At 59.7% G+C, this 18,976-nt stretch carries 18 protein-coding genes and 1 pseudogene; 15 read left to right on the plus strand and 4 right to left on the minus strand.

All coding sequences use genetic code 11. The features are described from left to right. The first annotated feature begins 278 nt into the window (after positions 1-278). The 11 genes and pseudogenes from ASC67_RS08655 to ASC67_RS08705 all read left to right on the plus strand — a co-directional run bounded on the left by ASC67_RS08655 (position 279) and on the right by ASC67_RS08705 (position 10,444). Positions 279-551: a hypothetical protein gene (locus ASC67_RS08655; RefSeq protein ID WP_056317952.1), complete on the plus strand. Its 273-nt coding sequence runs from the start codon at positions 279-281 to the stop codon at positions 549-551. Between the two features lie 369 nt (positions 552-920). Further along, positions 921-1,295 (plus strand): LexA family transcriptional regulator, encoded by a 375-nt coding sequence (locus ASC67_RS08660; RefSeq protein ID WP_235566265.1) that lies wholly within the window; start codon positions 921-923, stop codon positions 1,293-1,295. A gap of 15 nt (positions 1,296-1,310) precedes the next feature. Further along, positions 1,311-1,652 (plus strand): annotated as a pseudogene (locus ASC67_RS08665) (DNA polymerase V subunit UmuC); the annotation flags it as partial. 255 nt (positions 1,653-1,907) lie between these two features. Continuing rightward, positions 1,908-3,068 (plus strand): ABC transporter ATP-binding protein, encoded by a 1,161-nt coding sequence (locus ASC67_RS08670; protein WP_082535901.1) that lies wholly within the window; start codon positions 1,908-1,910, stop codon positions 3,066-3,068. Next, entirely contained in the window at positions 3,069-3,950 is an 882-nt protein-coding gene (locus ASC67_RS08675; protein WP_235566266.1) for a carbohydrate ABC transporter permease, read from the plus strand. A 1-nt stretch (position 3,951) separates the two neighbouring features. Then, positions 3,952-4,785, plus strand: a complete 834-nt coding sequence (locus ASC67_RS08680; RefSeq protein ID WP_056317964.1) for a carbohydrate ABC transporter permease — start codon at positions 3,952-3,954, stop codon at positions 4,783-4,785. Between the two features lie 21 nt (positions 4,786-4,806). After that, positions 4,807-6,063 carry an ABC transporter substrate-binding protein gene (locus ASC67_RS08685; RefSeq protein ID WP_056317967.1) on the plus strand — a complete coding sequence of 419 codons (1,257 nt, stop codon included), beginning with the start codon at positions 4,807-4,809 and terminating at the stop codon, positions 6,061-6,063. A gap of 13 nt (positions 6,064-6,076) precedes the next feature. Next, entirely contained in the window at positions 6,077-6,898 is an 822-nt protein-coding gene (locus ASC67_RS08690; RefSeq protein ID WP_056317971.1) for a phosphodiesterase, read from the plus strand. Positions 6,899-6,960: 62 nt separating this feature from the next. After that, complete coding sequence (locus ASC67_RS08695) at positions 6,961-7,713, plus strand: HAD-IIA family hydrolase (protein WP_056317975.1); 753 nt, start codon at positions 6,961-6,963, stop codon at positions 7,711-7,713. Between the two features lie 39 nt (positions 7,714-7,752). After that, a complete protein-coding gene (locus tag ASC67_RS08700) occupies positions 7,753-9,375 on the plus strand; it encodes a Na/Pi cotransporter family protein (RefSeq protein WP_056317978.1) in 1,623 nt (540 codons plus the stop codon). A 217-nt stretch (positions 9,376-9,592) separates the two neighbouring features. After that, complete coding sequence (locus ASC67_RS08705; RefSeq protein ID WP_082535902.1) at positions 9,593-10,444, plus strand: DeoR/GlpR family DNA-binding transcription regulator; 852 nt, start codon at positions 9,593-9,595, stop codon at positions 10,442-10,444. 39 nt (positions 10,445-10,483) lie between these two features. Here the strand turns inward: ASC67_RS08705 and ASC67_RS20235 are convergent, their stop codons facing one another. After that, a complete protein-coding gene (locus ASC67_RS20235; RefSeq protein WP_082535903.1) occupies positions 10,484-12,517 on the minus strand; it encodes a sigma-54-dependent Fis family transcriptional regulator in 2,034 nt (677 codons plus the stop codon). A 76-nt stretch (positions 12,518-12,593) separates the two neighbouring features. Beyond that, a complete protein-coding gene (locus ASC67_RS20240) occupies positions 12,594-13,724 on the minus strand; it encodes a porin (RefSeq protein ID WP_082535904.1) in 1,131 nt (376 codons plus the stop codon). Between the two features lie 397 nt (positions 13,725-14,121). Here ASC67_RS20240 and ASC67_RS08715 point away from each other — a divergent pair, with 397 nt between their 5' ends. Continuing rightward, the gene (locus tag ASC67_RS08715; RefSeq protein ID WP_056317992.1) at positions 14,122-14,583 is read left to right on the plus strand and encodes a hypothetical protein; all 462 of its coding nucleotides are present in this window, start codon (positions 14,122-14,124) and stop codon (positions 14,581-14,583) included. Then, a complete protein-coding gene (locus ASC67_RS20245; RefSeq protein ID WP_082535906.1) occupies positions 14,583-14,720 on the plus strand; it encodes a DUF4113 domain-containing protein in 138 nt (45 codons plus the stop codon). Before ASC67_RS08715 ends, ASC67_RS20245 begins: the two co-directional genes overlap by 1 nt. A 312-nt stretch (positions 14,721-15,032) precedes the next feature. On the opposite strand, the gene ASC67_RS08720 is transcribed toward ASC67_RS20245, so the two are convergent. After that, the gene (locus ASC67_RS08720; RefSeq protein WP_056317997.1) at positions 15,033-15,920 is read right to left on the minus strand and encodes a LysR substrate-binding domain-containing protein; all 888 of its coding nucleotides are present in this window, start codon (positions 15,918-15,920) and stop codon (positions 15,033-15,035) included. 129 nt (positions 15,921-16,049) lie between these two features. Between ASC67_RS08720 and ASC67_RS08725 the strand changes: the two genes are divergently transcribed. Together ASC67_RS08725 and ASC67_RS08730 are read left to right on the plus strand one after the other, a co-directional pair. After that, entirely contained in the window at positions 16,050-16,907 is an 858-nt protein-coding gene (locus tag ASC67_RS08725) for a class II aldolase/adducin family protein (protein WP_056318000.1), read from the plus strand. Positions 16,908-16,976: 69 nt separating this feature from the next. Continuing rightward, a complete protein-coding gene (locus tag ASC67_RS08730; protein WP_056318003.1) occupies positions 16,977-18,305 on the plus strand; it encodes an MFS transporter in 1,329 nt (442 codons plus the stop codon). Here ASC67_RS08730 and ASC67_RS08735 read toward each other — a convergent pair. Continuing rightward, positions 18,288-18,974, minus strand: coding sequence for a GntR family transcriptional regulator (locus ASC67_RS08735; protein ID WP_056318006.1), 687 nt, complete (start codon positions 18,972-18,974; stop codon positions 18,288-18,290). The genes ASC67_RS08730 and ASC67_RS08735 overlap by 18 nt on opposite strands. Positions 18,975-18,976: the final 2 nt, after the last annotated feature.

The following is an 18,976-nucleotide window of genomic DNA, read 5'->3' on the forward strand; positions in this document are numbered from 1 at the left end:
GGTACAGCTTCAGGCCGCGCTGACTGAACTCACCAGCGACCTTGAAGCCGTCCGTCAGCAGCGAGTACTCGGTCGCGAAGTCCTCGGCCCATACGCTCTGCAACTTGTTCATGGCTGATTCTGTCGATCATGGAGCACGCCGTGGAAGCCAAGCTGCCATCAATTGACATACGTCAACGCCCAGGCGTCCATAGATCATGTGGGGCCTTCACATTGCCAGCGCTGCATCACATTACGCTGCCTGTCAGCCTCACGTTGAGGCAGCAGAGGCGGATGCGATGTTCACCAAGCGGCGGCTCAGCAGTGCGGGTTACCTGACTCTTCAACGGCAGTGCCAGGCCTGTGGCTTTGCCGTTGGGGCGGTGGTTGCCCTGGCGCTGACGTACTTCGCAGCTTGGATGCCTAAGCCGGCGGTTCAGTTCACGTCGTGGCTGATCTCGGTCGCGGTGGTGGGAACCATCGGATCGATCGCTGGTTGCTACTTGGCCGACTTCCTGGCCGATGATGAGACGATGATCACTCCGCCGGTGGTCAGCGAGCCCGCAGACTGATGCGCGTCGATCTGGTCGGCGGCCGTGCGTGGGTCACCACGCCGTAGCGGCTCTCCGCAGCGGCCACGGTCATCGGATTCAGGTGACGGTGCGCCGAGTACAGCAGCCGGCCACGGGCCACCAAGTCAACCCATCGGCCAGCGCCTGCGAGGTGCAGGTAGTATCGGGCGAACATCTCGGCCCAGGCTGAGCGATCTAGGAAGTCCACCGGGCCATTCTGCAGATGGCGCAGAGCGGCGCCATCCCCAAAGGGTGTGCGACTGTGCTCGTGACCATAGAGCATGGGTGACGGCGTCCCTCGTTGTGCGTGCGGTATATACTGTATGTACATACAGTACGCACCTCCCCGGCAGCCTGCGCGCCCAGGCCGTGCACGGCAGCGTCCAGGCCGGCTTCGCCTCACCGGCCGAGGACCACGCCGCCAAGCGCATCGACGTGCTCGAGCACCTGGTCAAGCACCCCCAGGCCACCTTCCAGATGAAGGTGCGCGGCGAATCGATGCGCGACGCCGGCATCGCCGACGGCGACATGCTGATCGTCGACCGTGCCATCCCCCCGCGCTCCGGCCACGTCGTCGTCGCCGTCGTCGACAGCGAGTTCACCGTCAAGACCTACTGGAAGCGGGCCGGCCGGGTCAAGCTCAAGGCCGCCAACCCCACCTATCCCGACATCGAGCCCAAGGACGGCCAGACCGTCGAAGTCTGGGGTGTCGTGGTCGCCACCATCAAGCGCATGCCCCTGTGAGGCCGGACACCGACCATGGGCAGTCTCTACGCGCTGGTCGACGGCAACAACTTCTACGTCTCGTGCGAGCGCGTCTTCCGGCCTGACCTGGTCGGCCGCCCGGTGGTCGTGCTGTCGAACAACGACGGCTGCGCAGTGGCCCGCTCCAACGAGGCCAAGGCCCTGGGGGTGAGGATGGCCGTGCCGTGGTTCCAGATCCGCCACCTGGCCGAGTCCCACGGTCTGGTTGCCCTGTCGAGCAACTACGCCCTCTACGGCGACATGAGCGAGCGGATGATGTCCCTGGCCGCCGGCCTGGGGCCGGGCCAGGAGATCTACAGCATCGACGAATCCTTCATCGACCTCAGCGGCGTGCGCGGCGAGTCGGTTGAAAAGATGCTCCACGCTGCATGCGGGGGCGAACTCTAGGCGAATAACGCTTGGTGAGAAGTGGCTTGTCGCCGCGCAGACGAAGACCGCGAGATCCCGTCCGGGATGGCAACCAGCTAGCGATCTCGGGCGGCTTCGGTGAAATCCCTAATGCTGCTCAGATTGCGGGCGCATATGATCATCAATGATCGTTATTGAACGTATGTGATCGTTTTAGGGCACCAGAGTTGATCAAGGACCACCGTGGCAAGCATCGCGATCGAAAAAGTCAAACGCAGCTATGGCGCGACCGCCGTGCTGAAGGAAGTCAATCTGAACGTGGCGGATGGCGAGTTCATCTCCTTGCTCGGTCCCTCTGGTTGCGGCAAGTCGACGCTGTTGCGGTTGATCGCGGGTCTCGACTTTCCTGACCAGGGAAAGATTTTGCTGGATGACAAGGACATCACTGGTCTGGCGGCGCGCGCGCGAGATATCGCGATGGTTTTCCAGAACTATGCGCTTTACCCGCACATGACCACGGAACAGAACATCGCTGTCCCGTTGGAGCAGCGTCAGCTCTCGAGCGCCCAGCGTCTCCCCGTGATTGGGCAGTTGTTCCCCGAGGCACGTCGGATCAAGCAGGGCATTGCCGAACAAGTCCGAAGGGCCGCAGCAGCCACATCGATCGAGCACCTTCTGGATCGACGGCCGTCTCAGCTTTCCGGCGGTCAACGGCAGCGCGTCGCGCTGGCACGGGCGATCGTTCGCAACCCCAAGGCCTTCCTATTCGACGAGCCGCTTTCCAACCTGGATGCGCACCTGCGCGTTCAGGTTCGGGACGAGATCGCTTCGCTCCATCAGAAGCTGGGCACGACATTTATCTACGTGACCCACGATCAGGAGGAGGCGATGGCCTTGTCCGATCGGATCGCCTTGATGAAGGACGGCGCGATCCTGCAGATCGCGACGCCTGAAGAACTCTACTCGCGGCCTGCCTCCGTCGACGTAGCCATGTTCATCGGCCAGCCGCAGATGAACTTGCTCGGTGGGCGGATTGACGGAGACGGGCAGCTGACCATCGAAGGCGTGCCCCAGCCGATCTGGATCAGCGGGCGGCGCAACGAAGACTGCCGCGTCGGGGTCCGACCCACGGAATTCACGGTGACCACAGCCGCTCGGGCGTCTTCCATCCGGACAGTCATGCAGCAGCGCCAGTACATCGGCGGAGCAGAGCTGTGGAACTTGACAACGCCGTACGGGACGCCTGTCAAAGCGCATGTTCCCGATCGAATTGCCAAGGAGGCATCGAAGGAAATCTTCCTGAACGTTGGCGGCCAAGACGTGCACGTCTTCTCGAAAGACGGGCGCAGAGTTACCAGTGAGCTGGCGACTGCGGACGAACGGCCTCAGCCGGTGGTGGGCTAAGTGGCCAAAAGCAATCAAGCCCGCCTGCCGCTGCTGCCCTTGATGGGCCCAGCCCTCGTCGGGCTGTGCGCACTGTTGTATGCGCCGGCCTTCGTCACTTTCCTCTTGTCCCTGACTGACTGGCAGCTCGGCGGCAGTGACTTTCAGTGGGTCGGAGCAAAAAACTACCTGAGTATTCTCGACGATGAGGACTTCAGGAGCGCGTTCAAGAACACGATCCAGTACATCGCAGTGGTCGTGCCTACCGCGATATCGCTGGGGCTGTTCTTCGCCATTCTGATCGAGTCGAACAAGGCTGGGCGAGCGTTCTATCGGGCGGCGATCTTTCTGCCGGTGGCTTCGACACTTGTCGCCATGAGCGTCGTGTGGCAATTCATGCTGCACCCGACCGCCGGGATCATCAACAAGATCGTCATGCTCCTGGGCGCTTCTCCGAAGAACTGGCTGGGTGACACCGACACCGTCATGTGGGCCATCTGCGCCATCGGCATCTGGGAGATGACCGGTCTGGCACTCGTGCTTTTCATGGCCGGTCTGCAGGCAATTCCAAAGGAACTGTACGAAGCTGGGCAGTTGGATGGAATTTGCACCCAACGCGAGAAGTTCCAGAGGATCACCTTCCCGTTGCTCGGTCACACGACCTTCTTCGTCATAACTTACTGCGCAATTCGCGCGTTCCAAGTGTTCGATACGGTCCAAGTCTTGACCAAAGGGGGGCCGAACAAGGCGTCCGAGGTGATGCTGCACCTCATTTACACGGAAGGATTCCAGTATTTCAGGACGGGGTATGCAAGCGCCTTGGTCGTCATCTATATAGCGACCATTCTTTTGTTCACGGTGGTCAAGATCAGCTTCACAAGGCGCCTGGCAAAGGCCTATTGACATGGTTTCCAGACTCAATGTTCACCAGCTGCTGCGGCACGTGATCCTCGCCTCCGCATCTTTGATTTATCTGTTTCCTTTCCTCTGGATGTTCCTGACAAGCTTCAAGACGCAGACAGATATTTTCAGCGCCGAGCTTTCCATACTTCCGACTGTCTGGACGCTCGAGAACTATCGCGAGGCCCTGACCCGGGTGCCGATGTTGCGCTACCTCGGGAACGGCCTGATCGTGTGCCTTGGGATCTTTGCGATGCAAGTGATCTTCTGCGTCCCATGTGCCTACGCACTTGCCAAGGGTCGGTTCAGAGGACGGGATGGCCTCTTCAAGGCGATCGTTCTCGCCCTGATGATTCCCTATGCGATTACCGCAATCCCCTTGTATATCGCGTTCTACAAAATCGGATTGTTGAACTCATACGCGGCGCTGATCATTCCGTTCGTGTCGTCAGCGTTCGGAATTTTCTTGCTGCGACAGCACTTCGTGGGCGTGCCGGACGATCTGATTAACGCCGCCAGGCTGGATGGCATCGGGGAGTACCGGATCGTCTGGAAGATCATGCTTCCGACGGCGATCCCCGCGATCTCGGCCTTCTTCATTTTCTCATTCGTCACGCATTGGAACGACTACATGTGGCCGTTGCTGGTTATCACGGATCCGGCCTTGGCGACGCCGCCGCTGGGAATCATCTTCTTCCGAACTGAGGAAGTGGGAAGCGTGCAGTTCGGGCCACTGATGGCGGCGGCCGTCCTCATCACGTCACCACTGATCGCAGTGTTTCTGTTCGCGCAGCGCAAGTTCATCGAAGGCATGACTCTGGCCGGGATGAAGGGCTGATAACTACACAAGGAGACAAGTATGAAAAAACTCTATCGCGTGGGTGTTGCACTGCTGTTGGCCCATGGTGCGGCCGACGCTGCAACAACGGAACTGGTCGTCGACTATCCGTATCCTGGGATCTTCAAGACGTTGCAAGAGGACCTTGCCAATCGATTTACCAAGGCGAATCCGGACGTGTCGATCAAGTTCACTGCGCCGGCGACAGATTACGAGCAGGCGAATCAACGCGTTCTTCTGCAAGCCGTGACCGGTCAAACCCCTGACATCACCTTCCAGGGGCTGAACCGACAACGCGTCCTGATCGACAAGGGCATTCCCGTCGATCTGACACCGTTGGCGGCGTCGGATGCTGAGTACGCCGGTCTGGGACTGAACCAGAACTTGTTGAAGATCGGTCAGTTCTCCAACAAGCAATACGGTCTACCGTTCTCGATCTCGACGCCGATCGTCTACATCAATACCGATCTGATTCGTCGCGCCGGTGGAGATCCCGCCAGTTTGCCAGGCGACTGGGATGGCCTGTTCGCGCTCGCTGCCAAGGTGAACGCGCTCGGCGGTGGCGTCCGGGGCTTCCATTACGACTGGGACATCAGCGGCAACTGGCTTTGGCAAGCCCTGGTCTACTCGCACGGCGGAGTGATGGCCAGCGCCGACGAGCGACGAGTGCAGTTCGGCGACCCTGCCGGACAGGCCGCCATCAAACGACTCGGCGAGATGAGGTCGGTGGCGGGAATGAAAGACGTGCCCTACACCGTCTCGGTCCAGGACTTCATCGCCGGAAACCTGGGCATCTGGGTACAGACGACGGCGTTCTTGGGCAACGTGACTCGCCAGGTCGGCGACAAGTTCGCGTTCAAGACGGTTGCCTACCCGCTTGGTGTCTCGGGCGGAAAAGTGCCGGCGGGCGGCAATGTCGCCATGATGCTCACCAAGGATCCACAGAAGCAGAAGGCAGCGTGGCGGTACCTGAAGTTCTTGGCCAGCCCCGAGGCGGCGACGCTGATGGTGAAGACGACAGGCTACTTCCCCGCCAACGATACGGCCATCACCAAGCAAGAGTTTCTCGCGGACTTCTACAAATCGAACGAGAACTATCGAACAGCGCTGAAGCAGTTGAACTACGTGGCGACCTGGTATGCGTTTCCCGGTCAGAACGGTTTGAAGATCACTGATGTCATCCAGGACGGCCTCCACTCGGTGGTCGCCGGTCGTGCGGCGCCTGATGTCGCGCTCAACGAGATCGTAGAGAAGACGCAGAAGCTGCTGGATCGATGAATCGAGAACGACCGTGCTGAAGTTCATCCACCTCACTGACACACACCTGGTTCCGGCCAAGCAGGCACTGTGGGGACTCGATCCCGCGTGGCGGCTGAGACGTGCCGTCCAGAGCATCAATCGCCACCACGCCGACGCCGAGTTCTGCGTTGTGACGGGGGACCTGACGCACTATGGTCAGCGGGAAGCCTACGTTGCACTGGCGGAGGAACTGTCTCAACTCGTGGTGCCGTGCTTGCACATCCTTGGCAACCACGATCATCGAGCGACGTACTGCTCGATCTTCGAGGATGCCTCGGTGGACACCAACGGCTTCGTGCAGTTCGTGCGATCGGCAGGAGAACTAGGTCGATGCGTCTTTCTGGACACCAACGAGCCCGGTGTTCACCATGGAGTGTTCTGCGAGAAGCGTGCGGAGTGGCTCCGAGCGCGACTCTCGGAGAACACCGGCGACAAGGTGACCTTGTTCATGCATCACCCTCCGTTCAACGTCGAATTGCCCTCGATGGATCAGTACAGCTTGCTCGATCCGTCTCACTTTCGCCATGCAATCGACGGCCATGAGTCGCGCATCAGGCACATCTTCTTCGGTCATGTGCATCGTCCGATCTGCGGCGCTTGGCGTGGTATCAGCTTCTCTACGCTGCGCGGAACGAATCACCAGGTCGCGCTTGACTTCGATGCCACAACTTTGATCCGTGGGTCACACGAACCACCGCAGTACGGCGTGGTGTTCATGGATTTGGAGCGTCTGATCGTTCACATGCACGACTACCTCTACCGAGGCGAGACGTTCATGATGGATGGGTCAAAGGAATTTCTCGAGTACAGCTAGCAGCGCGATCGCAAGTTCGGTGATGCTCGGAATCAAGACAAAGAATAAAGAACGAAAGTCGTATGCAATCCCAACTCGAGGAGGATAGTCTGTTCTCGCTTTCGCCTCAGGCATGGTCACAGATCGACGCCGCAAAGCTGGTCTTGTGCGATCTCGATGGATGCCTGGCGGTCGAAAATGTTCCTTTGTCCGGTGCGGATCGCTTGGCGGAACGACTAGGGGACCGTCTCACCGTCGTGTCGAACAATTCGACGCTTCGGTCCGTCGAACTCGCAGATCATCTGGGAAGGTTCGGCTTGATGATCCGGCCCGACGCAATCTATCTTGCAGGGGAGGTCGCCATCAGGATCGTGGCAACGGCGCATCCAGGCTGCAAGGCCCTCGTGGTCGGAAGCCGGCCGATGCGAGAACTCGCCAGCGAGCTAGGCCTCACGCTGACGGACAAAGATCCCGATGTCGTTATCCTGGGGCGCGATGACAACCTTTTTCTCTCGCGCGCGCAGAAGGTTGTGGACGCGTTGAGCCAAGGCGCAGTCTTCTATCTGACCAACCCTGACCCATCTCGGCCAGGTGTCGGTGGAATTCCCCAGATCGAGACGGGTGCGGTGCAGTCGATGTTTCAGGCCGTTCTCCCCGGTATCACTCCAATCATCATCGGCAAGCCGTCGGCTGCATTTTTCTGGCACGTTCTCAGAGACCGTGCCGTCTCGCCCGCCGACGCCTTGATGATCGGTGACACCTTTGAAACGGACATTCAGGGGGCGACCGCAGTGGGTATGAAGTCGATCTGGCTTCGCGCAAAGATAACGGCATGACAACACTATATCGAGATCGATTTTCCTCGCGTTAAGTTCATGCGTACTCTGCTGGAAATGCTAGCCGGTGTTGCCTTGGTTGTCTGGGGAACCGACCTGGTCAAAATCGCGGCAATCCGGCTGCTCGGAATACGACTGCAACAAGCGCTGCAACGGATATCGCGAAGCAAAGCGAAGTGCACCGTCGCAGGTGGACTGACGGCCATCGTGCTTCAGTCGAGCAACGCGGCATCGTTAATCTTCTGCTCGTTCCTGGCACGGGCGGCCATCTCCGTCGATGCCGCGTTGTTTGCGCTCCTGGGTGCCAATATCGGCACCGCCATCGTCGCACGGATTCTCACCTTCGATGTAGGTGCCGCCGCCTCCTTGCTCGTGATCATAGGAGCTGCCTTGCACCTGAAGGAGAAGGGATTCGAAGCCGGGCATGCGGGAAGGGTTCTCCTCGGCCTGGGGCTGGTCATTGTGGGTTTGCGCTCGATTTCGAGCAATGCTGAGCACATATTCCGTTCTCCGAACTTCATTGAGATCCTTAGATTTCTTCCCCACGATGTCCCGTTCTTCGCGCTGATGGGCGTTGTCCTGACCCTGCTGTGCTACTCCAGCCTCGCGACAGTCGTCGTTGCTGCAGAACTGGTCAGTCATGGCAGCGTGGACCTGCTGCTCGGTTTTGCGATCGTGGTCGGGGCAAATGTGGGGACCGGGGTTTCAGCCGCGCTGGCGGCGAGAGCATCCGGCGTGCGGGCCAAGTGGGTCTCTTCAGCGAATCTGGGCTTTAGGCTGACGACGGCTGCCGGCGTGATGCTGATGCTTTCACGGCTTGACCAGAGGATCTTGCCAACCGGGGACCTGGCGGATGTGCTGATGTACGGTCACATCGCATTCAATTTCCTCGTTCTCATCTTGGCCCTGCCATTGGCACACGTCGTCGGGCGTTGGATCGATGCGAGAGCGGCTGTCAAGGTCGATGAGGAGGTTGTCTCGCCCAAGTACTTGTCGACGAAGGCCGTTTCGGACAATCAGGCGATTTCGGACGCGACGCGTGAGGTGCTTCGGATTTCCAACAGGTTACAGACGATGCTTGAGAGCAGCCAGGCGGTCGTGAGGAACTCCGACAGACGACTTGCCGACGAAACGGTCAAGCTCGACGCTGAGATCGATGTCATCTACGCCGCGGTACGGAAGTACCTCAACCAGATGTCGCTCGACAGACTCAATCCTGTACAACGATCGCGTTGGCATGCGATCATGCTATCGACGATCAACTTCGAACACGCCGGCGATATCCTCGAGCGGATCTTGAGAAGACTGAGCGTGAGGATCCGTGAAGAGGGGTTGTTCTTCTCGGAAGCCCAGATTACGACGCTGGTTGATCTGTATGACCGATTGTCGACTCTGCTGAGAATTCAGACGTCGAGGCTGGTCAGTTTCGAGTCGGAGATCGGTGAAGAGGTTTACCAGCTCCATGAGCAAATGAACAACTCTGTGGTGACTTCGATCGACGAGTACATCCGATTTGCGGCCAGCGGTGACGACGCCACCGTCAACGGAGCGGATGCTGTTTACCTCGATCTGGTCAGCGACCTCCAACACATCGCGCGACTGTTTCGAGGTCGTTCTAGCGAGCTCAGTGGTGTCTGGGCCGCCTCCTACGTATCAGCTTGATAGGCACCGGTTCGTTCGAGCGGGAGAAATTTGCGGGATCGACCTGTAGTCTGAAAGACTGCGCCGCAGACGCTACGCCCGGTGACTATGCGATTTCGGTGCACCCATTTCTGTTCCGCCGTGCCTGCAGGCGCGAGGCTCCGATCGGGACGACGTTGACGTGGGGGGCAAAGCGATCAAAAATTGTTCGCTTTGAACAACCCAACACGCCCAATTCATGCTCAAGGCTGACCGTCAGCAGCAAATCGTCGACATCCTCGGTGGAGATGGCTCCGTATCCGTCGCAGATCTTGCAGATCGATTCAAGACGTCACCACTGACCATTCGGCGCGATCTGATTGATCTGCAGAAGCAGGGAGTACTCAACCGAACACACGGTGGTGCCCGCCTCCACGCATCCTTGTACGAGTACGCGACTTACGAAGGAGGAACGTTCGAAGATAGATTCAAGGCCCACGGCGGATCGAAACAGCGCATCGCTGAACGTGCGGCGCAACTCGTCTCTGACGGCGACAGTCTGCTCTTGAACGGCGGGTCGACGATGACGGTTTTCGCAAGGGCGCTCAGGAATCACAAGAATCTGACGGCGATCACGAACGGTCTGACGGTTGCGCTGGAACTCGCAAGAAGTCAGAACTCGACCGTCATCGTTTTGCCGGGTACGCTTGAGAAGAAGAAGATGACGACTGCGTCAACCGATCTGGAGGCTGCACTCGCTGACGTGTGGGGGCAGTCGGTCTTCCTCGGTGTCACCGGCATCAACTTGGCGTTGGGGCCCACGATGAGCACTCCACAGGAAGCGATGGCCTATCGTGCTTTTGTTCGGGCCGCTTCTGAAGTCACGTTGCTCGCTGACTCGACCAAGTTTGAGGCGGGGTCGATGTTCGGCATAGCTCCGCTGTCGAAGATCACGCGGATCGTGACCGATACTGGGATTCGAGATGTTGATCGAAAACATCTCGATGCACTCGATATCGAAGTGATCACGGTCGCGGCAGACGACGAAGCGGCGCCTGGTGACTTGGACTTGGCGTCCGAGGATGTCATGAGGACAGCGCCGGAGGTGTGATTCCGTCGCTTGCGTAGCAGGTTCCGTTGTTCGAGGTACCTATCGGTGCTGGTTGCCTTCGACCCAGTAGAGCCTTCGGTAGATGGTGTTGCGGCAGACCCCGAGCTCGCGCGCTGCCGCGGAGATATTGCCGTTCGATCTCGAGAGAGCCTTTCTGATGGTGTCGTCATCGACCCCGTGTCGAACGCCGTGGATCAGTTCAGGAGCATCGAGTTTCGTGGAAGCTTCGACACCATCGCTCGGCAGGTCTTTCATGACGCGCGGTGAGTCGTTCACGTTAGGCAGTGGCAGGGGGGGCAGCAGTTCTGAAGGAAGGCAGTCCAGTCCGATCGTCTGACGACCCTCACCGAGCGCCAAGGCGGTCTTCAAGGTGTTGTGTAACTGCCGGATGTTTCCGGGCCAGGGATGCTCGCAGAGAAACTGGAGGAGATCTGGATCGACATGCGGTGGCTTGCGGTCGGACTCTTTGTGCAAGATGAAATTGACGAGTTGAGGGATATCTTTCCGATCTCTCAGCGGCGGAAGATTCGCCACGTAGCCATTGAGCCTGTAGTAGAGGTCTTGCCGAAATGCTCCCAGCGAGATGAGCTCAGGAAGTGCGCGGTGGGTGGCGCTGATCACCGAAACGTCAACCGGAACTGGAGTGCTGCCACCCAGCGGGATGACCTCCCGTTCCTGAAGAACGCGGAGCAGCCTGGCCTGCAAGGCCAAAGGCATGTCGCCAATCTCGTCAAGAAAGAGCGTTCCCCCATGCGCTTGAAGTACCTTACCGGCGGCACCCTTGCGTCGGGCACCGGTGAATGCACCTTCTTCATAACCGAAGAGCTCTGATTCGATCAGGCTTTCCGGAATCGATGCGCAGTTGATTGCAACAAAGGGCTGTTTGGAGCGCGCTGATTTCTGATGTATGGCCTTCGCGAGGACCTCCTTCCCCGTACCCGTTTCGCCATGAATCAAGATCGAGACTCCCTTGTCAATGAGCTTTTCGACATTCTCGAGAAGTCTTTGGACAACAGGATCGGCGGCGAGAAAGTCGTTAACAATCTGTGGTGACTTGCGGATTTCGACAACAAGAGACCGCTTTGAAGCTGTGGCTTCTGATCTCTCGCGCTGACCGCAATGGTGTCGCCATTCGGACTCGAAGAATCGAGCAACAACATGAAATATTCGAGCGTCCTTCGATTGAAGGCGTAGTGGTGGCGCAAGACTGGACGAAAAATGATCTAACACCGACGACGTGCTCTTCTTGAAAATATCGTCGATCGACAGCTTTCGGAGCGAAACAGCCGATGTCGCAAGCATCTCCTGCGCTGCCTGATTGCAGCCATGGACTCGGCCAGACTGGTCCAACGAGATTATTCCTTCGGCCGGTGTTCCGATCCAGTTCGGCTCATGATGAAAATGTAGTCTCAACATCTGAGACGCTTCGGACGTAAGCCACTGGTTTTGGATCATCTTTGAGGCGAGCTGAAGCAAGCTCATTGCCTGAACACTGAATGTGTCCTTATCCCCGAGAACTGCGATCGCTCCGACGATGTCGCCGCGCGGGTCAAATAGGGGTGTTGAAGACCCAGTGAGGAATTCGTATGAATGTATGAAGTGTTCCTCGCCATGCACCGTGATGAGTTGCTCAGTGACGAGGCATGTTCCGATGGCATTGGTGCCGCGACTTGGCTCACTCCAGTTGATGCCGGGTCCAAGAGGCAGACGCGCGATCTTGTCCAGAAATGATTGGTTGCCGCAACAGTGCAGGATTGTTCCTTTCGCGTCGGCCACGGCGACGACGCTCCTGTCGAGGCGGGAGAAGTCGATAATCATCTCGGCCAGCGGCGTGGCGTGTGTCAGAAGGCGTTTATTGCGATCTCGCAGCAAGGTGAGTTCCATGCGGCTGAGTCGATCGAAGTCGTTCGATCTCAGCCTGCTCAACTGCATCTCGCGACATCGTTGGTGCGATGCTTCGATCGCCCGATCACGCGCGGGATCGAACTGCGTCACGCAGAGGTTGGAATCAACGGCCGTTGCCTCATCGTGGCGGCGTTCCACCGAGGTGAGCTCTTGATGTCCAAATTTCATTGCTGCTTATGACAATTGCAGCTTCGGTCAGAGGCTGCAATTGTCGATCTCGGTCAGGAATTCTTCACGTCGGTTTTCAGAAGAAATGAGCCACACCCAAGGTGAAAGCCTTTGATCGTGGGTCGCCCGCGGCTACCGTACCGGCGGGCTGCTGAGCCGCACCGGTGCCGATGGCGTACTGCGAGCCGTTTTTGTTCTTTACGGTCGCCGCGGACCCGTACAGAATCGTGCGCTTAGACAATGCATACTCTCCACCCACCGACAGCGCGGTTGCGTCACGGCTTTCCGTAGGAACGGCATATATGGTGTCGTCTGTGATGCGTACCGCTTGTGCGATGGCCGTGAACTGACCGAACGGAACTCGGACACCGACATTCACAAACTGGAATTCACTTGCCGATGCTCCTGCAACACCGGTGGCTCTCGCAAGCGCTCCGGTACATGTCGTGCAGGAGTTCTTTTCGTTCGCGTAGCCCGCATAGACTTTGGCGACGGTGAAGTTGTAGCTCCCGCCGATGATGGTCGAACGAATGCTTCCGTTTTCATCGTTGGCCCCTTCTTGCTTTGCGTGTGAAGCGACGAAGTCGATGTTGCCGCTCTTGTAGCGAGCCGAGAGCCCGTAGTAGCGTCCGATCGTGGTAGATGCTTCACGCGCTGCGATCTGCCCCCTGAATTCGAGGCCGCCGAAATTGGGCGATGTGTAGCTCAACGCGTTATCTGCTCGAGCATTGACAGTAAGGGGCATTAATTGTTGGGTTGTGGCGCCGCTTCGGGTCAACGCCAGCAATCCCCCCCCAGTGCCATAGAAGTAGGTGTCTACGATGCTCAGAGCGATGTACTGGGTGTTGATCACTCGGCCAGCGAGCAGCGTCCCAGCGGTGCTGCTTGACAGGCCGACCACAGCCTCTCGCCCGAAGAGGCGACCCCCTTGACCGAGTGTTCCGTCGTCGAGGCTGAATCCCGACTCCAGGCGGAAGAGGGCGCTCAGTCCTCCTCCAAGGTCTTCTGTGCCTTTAAGGCCCCAGCGACTTCCGAACAAGCCGCCGGAGATCAGTCTGGTGTGCGTGCCATTGCCTTGGCTGCTCACTTCGACGCCAGCGTCTACGATCCCATACAGCGTCACATTGCTGGATTGGGCGCAAGCGCCCCCGGCGGTCAGCAACGCACCCAGCGAAATAACCAAACTACCCTTGTGAAATTTCTTCATCTCTCCTCCGTTATTCGTCAATGGAACAACTCGTCGACAGGAACGGGCTGGGAAGACAGCTGAGATGCAGGCGATCAGGCTTCGAGGGCCGCGGGTGCGTCGGGCAACACTCACTGCCACCCTGAACCGCCGATCGTCTGCGTCCTGGTGGTCGACCATGGCCCGCAGTTGATCGCGTTAGATCAACAATTGATCTATAACGATCATAAACGATCGTATATGTTCATTTTATGAACGAGCCTAGGGATTCCACTCACAATTTGGGCGCAATCCGTCCCCATCCGTCTCTGAAGTTCCTGGTTCGGGGCAGGCTGCCTCCCGGTCTTCATACCGTCCTGGTGCTGGCCCTTGACCTGGCCCGCATGCCACCGGCCACCGCCAAGGCGGGCTGGCGCGTGTGCTCGAGCGCACCGTGCGCGAACTGCAGGGCGTGAGCTGCATCGGCTTCGAGGACGAGCCCCCGGCCAAGCAGGAGATCGCCTGCACCCGCTCCTTCGGCCAGCCGATCCGGGAGCAGCCGCCGCTCATCGAGGCAGTGACCCTGTTCGCCAGCCGCGCGGCGGAGAAGCTCCGGGGCCAGCAGGGGCACGCCGGCAAGGTCCTGGTGTTCACCCACACCAGCCCGCACCGGCCCGGGCCGCAGTACGGCAAGAACATCGTGCTGCCCCTGAGGCGGCCGACCTCGAACACCGCCGATCTCGTGGCCGCCGCCGTGCGCCGCATCCGGCAGATCTACCGGCCGGGCTACGAGCTGATCAAGGCCGGCGTGATGCTGCTGGACCTGCAGCCGGCGAGCCGGCGAGCCGGCACCAGCATGAACTGGCGCTCGACGAACCGGCCCCGGACACCGTGCGGCTGATGACGGCGCTGAACCGCATCAACGACCGCTTCGGCCGCGGGACGCTGGCGATGGCCAGCGGGGGGGGGGCCGCTAAGACGCAGAGGGACTGGGGCATGAAGCAGGAGCGCCGCACGCCGCAGTACACGACCTGCTGAGAGGAGGTGCTGGTGGTGAGGGCGTGAGGTGAGGGACGTTGGCGGTCGGATGTGCGGGCACCTAGTGGTCTGTCGCTGCGAGGCGCCTGTAGCGTGGATATAGGTCGATGCGATTGTTGAATTAGACCTGCCCGGGTCCGTGGCGACGCCGTCCGCGCGGTGGGGGCGACTTGCTGGAGAGTGGTGTTGGACGGTGTCGATCTGTTGGCAGGAAGGGAACGGATCTCTCGATGTCCTCTTGCCATCGCTTCGGCGATGTTCACTGCCGCGACGTGATCCGCGCAGGTGGCATCACCTCGTACAGTTCTGAACTCAGCCCTTCACGGCTGAAATGAGCCAGGTCTTGAAGCGACGGACCTTGTCGACCTGCCTCTCGTTCGAGCGCTGCGACAAGAAGTGCATTTCCCGATCCATATGCTTGAAGACAGTCGAGCCTGCCTCGACCAGTTCGCCTCGAGCTAGTTCGCGCTCAGCAAACCGTGTCGTCTCAAGCGCTACTCCAAGACCGTCCACCGCTGCCGAGATTGAGAGCGCGCCCCGGTCAAACGACTGCCGCGGTCGCTGAGGCATGTCCATGCCATTGAGCTGAAACCAGTCGCGCCAAGTGAATTGATTCAGCTGGGATTCGATCAGTGTCAGCTCGGCGATCTGCTGACGCCAGTTTTTCTTGCGGTCTTTCAACGACGGGGCGCAGAGCGGTACGATGCGTTCCTTGCCAAGTGGTGTCACCTCCACACCGGGTCGCTGTAACGCGTGGCCATAGGTAATGGCCAAGTCAACCTCTCGCGCCTGTGTCAGGTCGAGCGGCTCAGCCCCCGAGGAGAGTCGGATCGTGATGCCGGGGTTGGCTTGCATGAAGGTCGCCAAGCGTGGGCTCAGCCACTTCGCTGCAAAGCTCGGCGCGCAGTACACCGAAAGCACTTGACCCGACGGCGCAAGATTCACCTCGGTGCAACAGGCTTCGAGCGAGTCGAGGATACGTGACAGGCTCTCGTAGAGCCGGCGACCCTCTGCCGTCGTGTCCACACGCCGATGGCTGCGAACGAAGAGCGGCCGACCGAACACCGCCTCCAGCTCGCGCACCTGATGACTGATGGCTGATGGGGTGAGATGGAGCTCGTGCGCGGCAAGCGTGAAGCTCTGCAGCCGCGCCGCCGCCTCGAAGGCGCGCAGCAGCACGAAGTTGGGAATCTTCCTCATGCAGCGCAGTGTGGCCGAAAGCGGCTTTCATGTGAATGGGGTTCATAGGAGAGTGAACAACCATCGTTTGTCATTCAGGCGAGCAGCGTCGAAGATTCCTTCAACCGAATCCAACCACGAGGTGTACCAATGCCAGCCGTTCTCGACCGCCCCGCCCAAGCTCATCCATCCACGTCCTTGCTGCGCGACGGCCGCGTCTCGATCTATCAGCCTGAGCAGAAGGGGCTGATTTACCCTGAGCTGCCGGCATTCACCAACGTTGCGGCGCAGCGTCAGCATCTCAAGGAACGCTTGGTGGCAGCGTGCCGTGCATTCGCGCTGGAAGGCTTCGACTACGGCTTCGCAGGTCACCTGACGGTGCGCGACCCGGAGCACCCGGAGCTGTACTGGACCAACCCGATGGCTGTGCACTTCGCGCAGGTCAAGTTGTCCAATCTGATTCTGGCCGATCACAAGGGTCGTGTCGTCGAAGGCCGCCACGCGATCAACCGTGCCGGCTTTGTGCTTCACGCCGCTGTGCACGAAGCGCACCAGGACATTGTCGCCATGTGCCATGCGCACACCGTCTACGGCACCGCGTTCGCCGCGCTGGGCAAGCCGCTGGACCCGATATCCCAGGACGCCGCCGCCTTCTTCGAGGACCATGTGGTCATCAAGGAAGAGGCCGGTCAGGTTGCCGTCGAGGAGAAGGCCGGCACGTCGGTGTGCGATTGGTTCAAGGATGTGAAGGCCGCCATCCACCAGAACCACGGACTGCTCACTGCGAGCCGCCACAGCATCGAAGCCGCAGCTTTCTGGTTCATCGCCCTGGAGCGTTGCTGCCGCCAGCAGTTGTTGGTCGAGGCCACGGGTCAGAAGCCGGTCATGGTGTCGGCGGACAAGTCGCGCTACAGCCGTGAGCACGTCGGCTCCGAGTACATCGGCTGGCTGCATTTCCAAGCCATCTGGGAGCACTTGGTGGCAACCCAGCCTGACATGTTCGCCTGACGATTTGCCCACCGCAGCGGTGCCGGCAGAAGCACCGCGCAAATCCTTCCATTTCCATAGGAGACAACGATGTATTCCAACGTCGCGACCTCGCACGTCCAAACCCAAGCCCAGGAGGACGCTGCGACCTACGCCAAGGTGGCTTGGCGCCTACTTCCGTTCTTGTTTCTCTGCTACGTCTGTGCCTACCTGGATCGCATCAACGTAGCCTTCGCCAAGCTCCAGATGCAGAACGACCTGGGCATGAGCGATGCGGTGTACGGCCTGGGTGCCGGAATCTTCTTCTTGGGTTACCTGATGTTCGAGGTGCCCAGTAACCTCATCCTGCTCAAAGTCGGCGCGCGCCGCTGGATTGCGCGGATCATGGTGACGTGGGGGCTGATTTCCGCAGCCATGATGTTTGTCACTGGCCCCACCAGCTTCTACATCCTGCGCTTTTTCCTAGGTGTTGCGGAGGCGGGCTTCATACCGGCGATCCTGCTTTACCTGACGTACTGGTTTCCCAACAAGCGACGCAGCAAGGTGACGGCGCTTTTTCTGACCGGCATTCCGATGTCCGGTGTCATCGGCGGCCCATTGTCCGGCTGGATCATGACCCACTTCGCCGGCATGCACGGCATGGCTGGCTGGCAGTGGCTGTTTCTGCTGGAAGGCCTGCCCACCGTGGCCGTCGGCGTCATTGCGTTCTACTTTCTAGATGACAAGGTGTCGGACGCCAAGTGGCTGACGGTCGAGGAGAAGACCATCATCCAGCGCGATCTTGCTGCCGAGCAGCAGGGCAACCACCTGCATTCCATCAAAGACGGTCTGACCAACCCGCGCGTGCTGCTTCTGAGCGGCATCTACTTCTTCTTCACGATGGGCCTCTACGGCGTCAGTTTCTGGCTGCCCACCATCGTCAAGGCCAGCGGCGTGACGGACACGTTGAACATCGGGCTGCTGTCGTCCATTCCGTACGCCGCCGCTGCCATCGCAATGATTTTGGTGAGCCGCAGTTCCGATGCCACCGGTGAAAGGCGCTGGCACCTTTCGCTGGCCGGCGTGATTGGCGCGCTAGCCCTTTGCACGAGTGTCTACTTCGCGAACAACACCGTCTTGGCCATGATCGCCTTGACCATCGGCACGATGGGTGTGATGACGACCATCTCGCAGTTCTGGTGCCTGCCGCCTGCGATCCTCACGGGTGGCGCCGCGGCCGCAGGGATCGCATTGACCAACTCGGTCGGCAGCATCTCCGGCGTCGTCAGTCCTTACGTCATCGGCTGGGTCCAGCAGTCCAGTGGCAGCACCGGCGCTGGCGTTCTAGGCTTGGCGGCCAGCATGATGATCGGTGCCATCCTTGTCTTCACCGTCCCGGCGAAGCTGGTCAACGTGGCGAAGTCAAAGGACCGGCGCTGAGGGCGCTTCGTTCAGCAACTCACCCAGACGTTGAACCACATTGGTCTTGGCGTGGCGTACATGCAAGCCGGTCAACATGGCAGCTCGATCGGGATCGCCCTGGGCGATCGCATCGGCAATGGCCTGGTGCTCGTCCCAGATGGTCTCGCGCTGGGCCACGCCACGATGTACGGCGCCCATCACGCGGCGAAGGTGTGCCCAAAAGTGGTTGGCGCTTTCTGCGATGAGTGGGTTGCCAGATGCAGCGTAGATGGCGTGGTGGAAGGCAATGTCGGCGTCGATGATTGCCCTCAGGTCATCCCCGTGCGCAACCTCACGGCCGTGTTCGATCAGTGCCGGGTCGAGCGTCCGATGGGACGAGGCCGCCATGCGAGCGGCCAGTGCATCAAGCGCGCCACGCACCTCATAAAGGTGGCCGACCCATTCCGGGTTCAGCGGCGCCACTTGCACTCCGCGGCCCGGCGCGTCCTCAATCAAACCGTCCTTTTTCAGCATGCGCAGGGCTTGCAGGACGGGCGAGCGTGAGACGCCCAGTTGCTCGGCAATTTCCTCCTGCGTCAGCCGCTCGCCAGGTCGCAGAGAGCCATCGGTGATGGCGTCCGCCAGCACGCGGTAGACGGTTTCCACGAAATCGCTGCGTGGGGGCAGCTTGTCAATAGGAAGGCGCATCG

The organism is Methylibium sp. Root1272 (genome assembly GCF_001425905.1).
GTDB lineage: Bacteria > Pseudomonadota > Gammaproteobacteria > Burkholderiales > Burkholderiaceae_C > Methylibium.